General features: G+C 43.2%; 10 protein-coding genes. All 10 read left to right on the forward strand.

Going from position 1 to position 10020, the window contains the following annotated elements:
• Positions 1 to 315 (forward strand): ADP-ribosylglycohydrolase family protein (locus L693_RS28220; RefSeq protein WP_197029979.1); only part of this gene is annotated, 315 nt, incomplete at its 5' end.
• A gap of 26 nt (positions 316 to 341) precedes the next feature.
• Positions 342 to 899 carry a GNAT family N-acetyltransferase gene (locus tag L693_RS0116490; protein ID WP_025718362.1) on the forward strand — a complete coding sequence of 186 codons (558 nt, stop codon included), beginning with the start codon at positions 342 to 344 and terminating at the stop codon, positions 897 to 899.
• 195 nt (positions 900 to 1094) lie between these two features.
• Positions 1095 to 1646: a CueP family metal-binding protein gene (locus L693_RS0116495; protein WP_025718363.1), complete on the forward strand. Its 552-nt coding sequence runs from the start codon at positions 1095 to 1097 to the stop codon at positions 1644 to 1646.
• Positions 1647 to 1911: 265 nt separating this feature from the next.
• On the forward strand, positions 1912 to 2910 hold the full coding sequence (locus L693_RS0116500) for an ABC transporter substrate-binding protein (RefSeq protein WP_025718365.1): 999 nt from the start codon (positions 1912 to 1914) through the stop codon (positions 2908 to 2910).
• Positions 2911 to 3201: 291 nt separating this feature from the next.
• On the forward strand, positions 3202 to 5274 hold the full coding sequence (locus L693_RS0116505; protein WP_025718367.1) for a methyl-accepting chemotaxis protein: 2073 nt from the start codon (positions 3202 to 3204) through the stop codon (positions 5272 to 5274).
• A 512-nt stretch (positions 5275 to 5786) separates the two neighbouring features.
• Positions 5787 to 6926 carry a tyrosine-type recombinase/integrase gene (locus L693_RS29375; RefSeq protein ID WP_025718369.1) on the forward strand — a complete coding sequence of 380 codons (1140 nt, stop codon included), beginning with the start codon at positions 5787 to 5789 and terminating at the stop codon, positions 6924 to 6926.
• A 162-nt stretch (positions 6927 to 7088) separates the two neighbouring features.
• Positions 7089 to 7796, forward strand: a complete 708-nt coding sequence (locus L693_RS0116520; RefSeq protein WP_025718370.1) for a hypothetical protein — start codon at positions 7089 to 7091, stop codon at positions 7794 to 7796.
• Positions 7797 to 8021: 225 nt separating this feature from the next.
• A complete protein-coding gene (locus L693_RS0116525; protein ID WP_025718372.1) occupies positions 8022 to 8498 on the forward strand; it encodes a hypothetical protein in 477 nt (158 codons plus the stop codon).
• 205 nt (positions 8499 to 8703) lie between these two features.
• Entirely contained in the window at positions 8704 to 9150 is a 447-nt protein-coding gene (locus L693_RS0116530) for an aminoacyl-tRNA deacylase (protein WP_025718373.1), read from the forward strand.
• Between the two features lie 240 nt (positions 9151 to 9390).
• Positions 9391 to 9885: a DUF6933 domain-containing protein gene (locus tag L693_RS0116535; protein WP_025718375.1), complete on the forward strand. Its 495-nt coding sequence runs from the start codon at positions 9391 to 9393 to the stop codon at positions 9883 to 9885.
• Positions 9886 to 10020 lie beyond the last annotated feature (135 nt).

Here is a 10020-nt window from a genome sequence, read left to right on the forward strand (position 1 = left end):
GAAATCATCCAGGGATCTTACCGCCATAAGGAGCCGCCCGAAATACAGGGAACCGGTTATGTCATTCGTTCCCTCGAGGCTGCGTTGTGGGCATTTCATCATTCAACTTCATTTGAAAATGGGGCACTGCTGGCAGTAAACCTTGGAGATGATGCCGATACAACCGGAGCGGTGTACGGACAGATTGCCGGGGCTTATTACGGGCAAAGTGGAATTCCGGGCCATTGGCGTGAAAAGCTTTCGATGAAGGAGACGATTGATGAACTTACTGAGGCATTATGGAAGAAGGCCGAAAAGAGCCTGAATGAAGGATGAATATGAGTTCCAGGAGTTTTGACAGTATGAAAAAACAGTTCAGTATTCAACCCGCTGTTCCTTCGGATCTGGAGGCGGCAGATGTCGTTTTTGAAAGCTCCATAACTGCGGCATTTGAACAGGAGGGTCTGGAAGCCTTAATCGACGACATGCAGCATGAGATTGAGCACAAAAAACAGTTGCTGCGAGCATCTTTGTCAGCTTCGAATTCAGACTTGTTTTTTCTAATGGCCAAACATAACCATAACGTCGTTGGAACGATCTCTTATGGCCCCTGCGGAGAAGATATCAGGAAGTGCACCAACGATGAACTCGGGCATGTAGGGACATTGGGAAGCTTATATGTGCTGCCCGCTTATCAGGGACAAGGGGTAGGCTCGGCGTTAATTCGAGCTTTGATGACCAGGCTGAAGGAAATGGAAGTTACGCATTTTTGCCTGGATAGCGGCTTCAAAATAGCTCAGACTAAATGGCTGCGGAAATTCGGGGTACCCTACATCATTGCGAAGGATTACTGGGGCAAGGATGGAGATCACATGGTGTGGTTGTGTGAAGTGCAGGATTTTTCACAAGAAACAGAGTGAAATCAATCCCCAATAACTGAGTAGAAATGAGACGCTGGGCATCATCGGTTCGGGAGAGAAAACCGCCTATTGCTCAATTTTTGACCTGTACCAGAGATGAATGTGAGCATATGGTGACATTAAGCGTTCATCCTGCCTATCATGATGTGCTCTCCTTTATAATAATAAAAAAAGGGACAAGGAGATGAACTCAAGATGAAAAAAATAACCTTAATAACTACTGGAATAGCTACTGGGTTAGTTGTGGTCGCCATAGGGACATATCTGATTGCAGGAAATGCCCAGAGAGAAGAAGCTGGCAACCAGGGAGTGTCAAATATCAAGCAATTGGTGCATGATTTCAGTACAAGAAAGGCAACGGCCCAGTCTGCTTCCATCACATCCAGTCAGTTGAGCGTATCGGAGGATGCTACCACAACAAAGACCTACGATTTACCTGCTAACGAGTTTTTTGTTTCGATAGCACCATATACGGAACAGACCCACCCTTGTGCAACCCATAGCCTGACCGGTTGTCAAGGCGAAATGAAGGATAAAGAGTTCAATGTAACGATTCATGATTCCGCTGGGAATTCAGTCATGAATAAAGCCTTAGTAAAATCCCAGTCCAATGGATTTATTGATCTATGGCTACCGCGTGACAAAACCTATAGCGTTACGGTCGAGCATAAAGGAAAAACTGCAAAATCCCAAATCTCCACGTTTGAGAACGACGATACCTGCATCACCACCATGCAATTGGGATAACAGTTGAAGGAGAAATTTTTGGGCATGATTATAGCTACTTCAAAAACCAGTTCGTCCAGGCTTTTAAAATATTTATAAAAGATATCTCTGCTGCTGAGTGAGAGCCAGGCTGATTAAAATCATTTTCCGCTATATCTGGGTTCCCGTTGAGCGTTCTGTACTACCTTCTATCATTGACAAAATTACATTTCTCCGTCATAATCCAAAAAAACGATAATGATTATCATTATCTATAAAATGTACATACACGAGGAGAATATGTTCTATGAAAAAAGGTTTGAGCGGGATTGTAATGTTGCTGGTGTTTGCACTTGTTTTGGCAGGCTGCGGAACGGGCAACAATACATCGGATTCGAGTCAGACGGCAACTTCGGACAGCACACCAGCCGAAGCGACTGGTCCTGTGAAAGTAAAGCATAATCGTGGCGAGATCACACTTGATAGTCCAGCAAAGCGTGTCGTTGTGTTGGAATGGACATTTACGGAGGATATGGTTGCGCTGGGTGTTCAGCCTGTAGGTAATGCGGATAATGCCGGATACAAGCAATATGTGTCTTCGGAGGCGGCTTTGGATAGCAGCGTGACCGATGTCGGAACACGCGACGAGCCCAATCTGGAGGCGATTGCTGCATTGAAGCCGGATCTGATTATTTCCAATGTTGATGGAAATGCAGCGATCTATGATCAACTGAAAGCCATTGCACCGACAGTCGAATATAGTCTGAATAACGGCAAGGGCTACGATTATGACAAAATGGTAGAGATTTTCAACAACATCGCGGTCGCTCTTGGAAAAGAAGACAAAGCAAAGCAGGTGTTGAAGGAGCTGGATCAGCATTATGTGGATGCCAAAGAAAAGCTCGCCGCTGCTGGTAAAGCGGACTTCCACTACATTTTGACACAGGCGTTCACTTATCAAAATGCAGCCAGTCTGCGCATGTTTTCGGATAATTCGGTCGTCGCGGGGACACTAGCGAAGATCGGGCTGATTAACGATTGGAAGCCAGCCAAACTTGAAGCGTATGGTTTTTCAACTGTAGGCATTGAAGCTCTATCTGCCGTTCAGGACAGCAACTTTATCTATATTGTACAGCCGGACGACGATGTTTTCGGCGCAGCGCTGAAACATAACTCGGTCTGGAACGGTCTGAATTTCGTCAAAGAAAAACGCACCTATGCATTGGATAGCAAGACATGGACGTTTGGCGGTCCTATCTCGTCAAAAGCGCTGGTTGATCATGCTATTACGGCGATTTTGAAATGAGCTTGGCCGATATTCCGTCCGGTTTATAATTGGCATAGCCTCTACAACGGCAGCATAAAAAGCCCGCGTCTCCCGCGGGCTTTTCTCTGTATTCTCAGCCCATTCCACGCGAGTCACCACCTGAATTCTCCCCATAGCTAATCACATAAGAGCAGCGGATACGCCTGGAGCACCGGCAGTCAGACAAAGATAGCAAAAATTGTGTACATTAAAAACCTATTAAAACAACTACAAACTTCCGACATATTATCTAAGAGCTTTTCGCTCAATATTCCTCGGGGAGATGGCAGCATGTCACAAAATATTAAAAAGCGCGCAATCAAATCATCCAGTATCGCGAACACATTGGCCATTGTGTTGTTAGTCATTATCGTTGTCGTCTTTGCAACCTTGGGGACGTTCATGTTTGCGAGTACGCAAAGCATACTTATCAAGCAGCAAGAGGCCATGCTCCAGACCAAGACGCAGGCCATTGTCACTCAATTCGATGCGTTGTTTAAGGAAAAGGGATCACTTGTCAAACAAATGTCAACGAACAACCTTTTTGAGCAATATTTAGAAACCACCCCATCGGCAGAAATGGTGAAAACTTCTCCTTACGCTGCGGAAACAGTAGCGACTCTGGCAGCCATTGTCAAGGCAGAGCCATCTTTTGCTGACGCCTGGATTGCAGGAATATCTGGTAAAGGCTTCTTTCTACAGAATGATGGTGTTGCTTCTAAACCGGATTTCGATATCCATACACGCCCATACTTCAAGCCAGCTGTTGAAGCAGACGGTTTATACTACTCAGAACCCTATAAGGACGTCAATTCGGGTAATGTGCTCATGGGCATTTTTTATCCGATCAAAGATAGCAGTAACCAATTAATCGGATTTGCTGCGGTTGATATTGCTTTCAAAGACATCCCTGCCGTTATGCGAAGCTATTCGCTCGGAAGCTCAGGTTATTCGATTCTTGCATCCAAAACGGGCGATATTTTATATCATCCCGATCAGAATAAAGTGCTGAAAGAAAAGATTAACGAAAGCACAGGGGATCTTGGGGAGATCGGAAAGAAAATGATTGCTGGCGAGTCCGGAGTACAACTGATTAATGATAATGGAGAACCTCGTTATATCGGGTATGCAACCAGTAAAGATACCGGGTGGTCCGTAGGCTTAACCATTTCTGAACAAGAGGCACTCTCAGAATTAAAAGCCTTTACCTGGCTTACCATTGGCGGTTTTGCCGCAGCCACAATCCTGCTGGTTTTGATTTGTTATATAACGCTCCGCTATCTGTTGAGATCAATACCGAAGTTGCTCGCAAAAATCAAGCTGATTGAAGATGGTGATTTAACGGTTCAGTTTGATACACATTCCAGCAATGAAATCGGGCAAATTTCTCAGGGAATATACAATATGGTTCAAAAAATTCAAGGAATGCTTCAAATGGTGGGCGGCTCTGCTCAAGTCTTGAATCAGTCTTCTCACGATCTGCAATCCATTTCTTCCAGAACGGCGATAACGATGAACGATACAGCGACAGCGATCAATGAGATCGCCAATGCGACAAATTATCAGTCCATCGAAACGGAAAATATTTTACAAAAAACCGGAGCATTATCCGGTCAAATTGACGAAATAGCCAATGATGCCAAGGCCATAGAAACGATGGTGCAAATCTCTGCCGAGCAAAGCGGACAGGGGCTGGCTGTAGTTGATCAGTTATCTAAATGGGCGCAAGAAAATCACAATTCCACACAAGCGATGTCGTCTATTATTCAGGATATTGATCTGAGCCGTCATGAGATTTCGAGTATCGTGGACACGGTCAATCAAATTGCAACACAGACTAACCTGCTGGCGCTCAATGCTTCCATTGAAGCTGCGCGTGCAGGAGAACAGGGCAAAGGGTTTGCCGTTGTTGCCGGGGAGGTTCGCAAGCTGGCTGAGCAGACTGCGCTGGCGACACAGGAAATCTATAAAAAGGTACGTGTGATTGAAGAAAAAACCAGCGTATCGGTGGAGCATACAGCTCACGGTCTGAAAATTGCAGAAGAAAATGCCAGATCGGTGGAGAACACCAAGCAAGTGTTCTTTAGCATTAACAAGGATTTGGAAGATTTGAAATTGCGAATGATCCAGATCAGCAACAATACCTCTAAAGTCCATAAGCACAAAGATGAGATTTTGCAGGCGCTGGAGATCATCTCTTCTACCACGGAAGAGAATTCCGCCTCAACCGAAGAGGTTAGCGCCAGCACGCAGGAACAATTGGAGAGCTTCGAACAGGTTGCTGAACTATCCAAACAATTAAACCAATTGTCCAATAAGCTTCAAGACGAATTGAGCCAGTTTAAGGTCGAGGAACATGAATAGCCATGATTTTGGTATTACAGCAAAGCTCGCGTCCAGCGCGGGCTTTTTACCTTTTCGTATCCTATTTTAACAGCAATTTAAACGGCGCCCGAGGCGGCTGACGCTGCGAAGAGAGGCGACGCACGGAAGAGCAGGATCGGAACGTCGGATAAAGGCAGCGCGTACAGTAGGGATCAAAACGCTGGAAATCTGCGTCCTCGGCAGAAACGAGGAAATGGGCTTGTGCCTCTTCTTTTGTTTCTGCGTCGAGGAGAAGGAGTTCCAAAAGGATACCTATGAACCTGAAGCCGGGGTATCTGTTGGAGAAGGTGGCGGTGCTATGGGATGATGTGACGGAGGAACTGGACAAGTAAAGTTAAGGCATTTTATGATCTGAAAATTGGGCTTAACGCACCAATCATTTGCTCCGAAAGAATCAGGGCCTTATGATGAATCTCCATCTTAAGGCCCATTTTTTTTCAAAATTGGATTTCCAATTTTTTGAACGACTGATATACTAAGGAGGCAACGAGATGAAGATTAACCTACTTTATCGGGATGAAAAAACGATTGGCGTACGGTTGGAGCGATACGGAGTCAAGGAGCGAGAAGGGATTCGGTCCATACCGGGCAGAAAATGGGTTCCGGACGAAAAAATCTGGACGATTCCGTACAGCATCGCGGCTGTAGAAAGCCTATTGGAAGCGTATCGGAGCTGCGAGTTCGAATGGGACGAGCGCTTGAATAAAGAGCTGCCGTACATCCGGGAATGGCTGGATCGGCGGGGCGCTCAGGCCAATGCGGTTCTTTCTTCTTCGGAGCGAGGTGAATGGAACCCGGATCGGCGGAAAGAATTGCGTGATGCATTGGTGGCAAGGGGTTACAGCAGCAAGACAATTAAAGCTTACATATCGCAAACGGAACGCTTTTTCGCCGATTTGCAAGGGACCGAAGCAAGTATAAATGATGCGGTGGTGCAAAAATATGCGCTGGCGCTGCTCGAAAAAGGCCTTTCGCACGCCTATGTTAACCAAGCGATCAGCGCGCTGAAATTTTACTTTCGCCATGTGCTAAAGCAGCCCAAATCCTCCGCCTATGTTCGTCCGAAAAAAGTGAGTAGACTGCCGGATGTGCTGTCCCTGAATGAGGTCATGCGTCTGTTGAAAGCAGTGAAAAATCCGAAGCATCGGGCTATTCTATACCTGACGTATACATCCGGGCTGCGGGTAAGCGAAGTGGTGAGGTTGCGTCTCGAAGACTGCGATCGGGAACGGAAAGTGCTGAAAGTCCGTCAGGGAAAGGGTAGGAAGGATCGGCAAACGCTGCTCTCCGAAGCGGCTTTTGCGGTGGTCGAGCAATACATAGGGGCGAAGCAGCCGGAAAACTGGCTGTTTCCAGGGCAGAGGGAAGGCCGCCACCTGACGGAACGTTCAGCGCAGAAAGTGTTTGAAAAAGCGCTGGCTGAAGCGGGCATTCGTAAACAGCTGAGCATACATTCGCTAAGGCATTCCTTTGCGACCCACTTGCTGGAGAATGGGATTGATCTTCGTTATATTCAGGAACTGCTGGGGCATCAGAATGTGCGAACAACGGAGCGGTATACACACGTGAGCAAGCGGGACATTGGACGGATTCAAAGTCCTTTGGATCGGATAGGCGGGCTGGAGGATTGAAGCGCAGAAAGTGTGAGAATAAGGAGAAAAGTGCAGGATTCACGAAGTTCGTGAATATGACGAAGAGAGTATTCTTTCGGAAGTTCGTAAATAAGACGTTATCCGAAATACTCGAAAATCTAAATTTAGAATAGAAATACATAATCGAAGGAGCGATCTTTAATGAAAGAAGTAATTATTAGGCATGGTGGAGACTATTTAGCACTTGAAGAAATTGATTTTTCAATTATAGGTAATGATTTTAGATTCCTCCCTTTTTACAGAGATGATTTATTTCTTGGAATGCAAGCGATGAATATCGGTATTACTGATCCCGACATTACTCAATATGAGTATAGTCTACTGGAAACGTATATCGAGAAAGAGAGAACCCCATCATTTGAAGCCATGACTGTAGGAGCATTCTCTCAGATGTGGATTTTCGCATTATATGAAGTTTTACGTTTATGGCGAGACAGAAAGTACGAATTCTCTAAGCTCCACAAAAACGGAGGGATTGATCTTAAATTAAAATCGCTAAATTCTGATGATTATATGAACATAACTTTACAAGATCGAAGGAAACAACTTGAGAAATATCGAGATGATCAGTCATTCAGGGATGAGGTTGAATATTGTTGGGGTCAATTAGAACCGGTATATCGAATGATTGAATTATATAGAATTAATATGGCTAAACATGCGGCGCCTGGTAAGAGTAATGCTATTCCCATGGCACCAGGCTATGGGCGAATCAACATGCTTTGTGGTGCATTAGATTACGAATTAATTGTAGATAGGGATAGTTATGAATTGCTAAATAGAAGAGATGTAGCAGATAACTTGAGGGAAGCTCTGTTAGTAATTCGAGCGAATAAAAAAACTCTATAGATTAGTCGAGAAGTCGAGTCCTCCGGATAACACAGCATTCCTACTGCGGACATTCGTCCTTGATCGCTAAGAAGGATTTCCAAGGGGGTTATTCAGGCGATACATTCAACCAGCTAAGTCTGACGACCCGCTCCCTTTGGTCACTTAAGCTGCTTGAACGTCAGGAATGCCAAACGTTATACGCAATACCAAGACTAAGATACAATAACTGAGAGGATTTCTGGGATGAAAGAAATTATAACAAAAATATCAGTTGAGAATCAGAATAGTAATTACCTAAAAGATGCTCATCCAACCATACTAATAGATGGAAAACCTTTGGATCATTTTATGAATGCATACTATCAGAATGATTACATGCTAGGTCTAATCCCAATGATCGTTGATTGGATGAATTTAGATGAAGAGTCTAAATTAGTAGAGCATCTATATGATTCGATGGATGAAACGAAGATATTACCTATATTAATGTGTCCAGATGACTGTGATTTATCATGTACAGTCGTCGTTGCAGAAGTAGAAACCATAAATAATTATATAAAGTGGAATCGAATAGGAATAGATAAGAATAGTCCTAAAGAAGTGATAGATAAGGAGGGATTTTTAGAGACAGGGATTGAATGGATAGATAACGTGCCAATAATGATTTTTGATAAAGAAAATTATAGATCATTGGATAAGATATACAAGCATAGAAGTTGAAGTGAACGGATATCAGAGAAGTTAGGTACAGCGTATAACATAATATTCAAGCTGCGGCTCCTTCGGAGCCTAGGTCTGCGGGATGAATTTCGGAGAGGCATTTCAGCAGACAACCCCTTCGGGGTTCATGAATACGAGAACGTTATGAGAAATCCCAGAAAAACTATATAAGACCAATTTTAAACTATTTGAAAGAAGTGAGTTTATGGATAAATTAGTTTCTATTTTAAGTGAACACAATGTTGATTACGAGATCATTCAACACACTGCACAGATTAATACTGCTCAGGAAGGTGCTGAATATTTTGGAATAGAGATCGGACAAACAGCTCCAACACTAATTTTAAAGACAGAGAAAGGATTTTTTGGTTTAATAATTTCAGGGGATTATGGAAGGGTTGATTTTGAAATACTTAGGGAGAAATTATTAGTAGATCAGATCAAACTTGCCTCACCGAAAGAAGTAGAACAAGTAACTGGAAGTAAGATCGGAAGTGTATCATTAATCAATTTTGAACTTCCAATAATAATAGACAGCCAACTTAATCGATTCGAATATGTATATGGAGGAACTGGGAAACCACAGACATCTTTAAAGATAAAACCATATGATTTAGAAAAAATAAATAAAATTGTAGGATATATAAGATAAAAAAAGAACTTTTGTAAGTTAAGCTACGGAGGCTGGGACATCTCATAACATCGCATTCGACGCTGTGGGCCGGCAAGCCGTCCCTTGGTCCGCACCGAGGGATATCGAGGATGTGACTCAGGCGGACAACATTGCACTGACTAAGTGCGCATGCGCACTTAGTCAGTGAATGTTCGTGAATGCAGAGAACGTTATCTGAAACCATTGCAAACCTGTAAATCAATAACAAGGAGAACAATAATGTACGTTATAAGAGCGACACAAAAACTGCTAAAAGAAATGGATTGTAAAGTACAAAAAACAGATATATCTGTTCCGTTAAATACATGGCATGCCAATATGTTCACTTTGAATAGAAGAAAAACAATCGTATTCATGAATGACTTATCAAGATTAAGTTTAACGATCATAGGAGTTAAAAAGGCACAATTAAAAAATGTAGAAGAGTTATTCGTTAAAGAACTAAGAAATTATTTAATGAGTGAGGAAATCGAAGAAAAAGTAATCAGCAGGTATATCGAAGAAAATGAAGGTATGATTATCACAACTACTAATAATCGAAGTGTGATAGGAACATTAAATGAAATTATCTATACGATGAAAATCATAGAGCGAGAATTTGTTGAAGGAATAGAAAGAAATCAATGGAATAACCGATTCATCTATAAAGCTATAAAATACGAGTATCCCATCGAGTTGTTTAAGAAGGCAATGGAAGAAAAATACAGAGGATAATGAAAGTAAGCACAAAGAAGGCAACGGAATCAGATAACATAATATTCAAGCTACTGCTCCTGCTGGAGCCTAGGTCTGCGGGAAGGATATCAAAGAGGGATTTCAGCAGACAACCCCTTTGGGGTTCATGAATAC

It is taken from the genome of Paenibacillus sp. 1-18 (assembly GCF_000520755.1).
Classification (GTDB): Bacteria; Bacillota; Bacilli; order Paenibacillales; family Paenibacillaceae; genus Paenibacillus; species Paenibacillus brasilensis.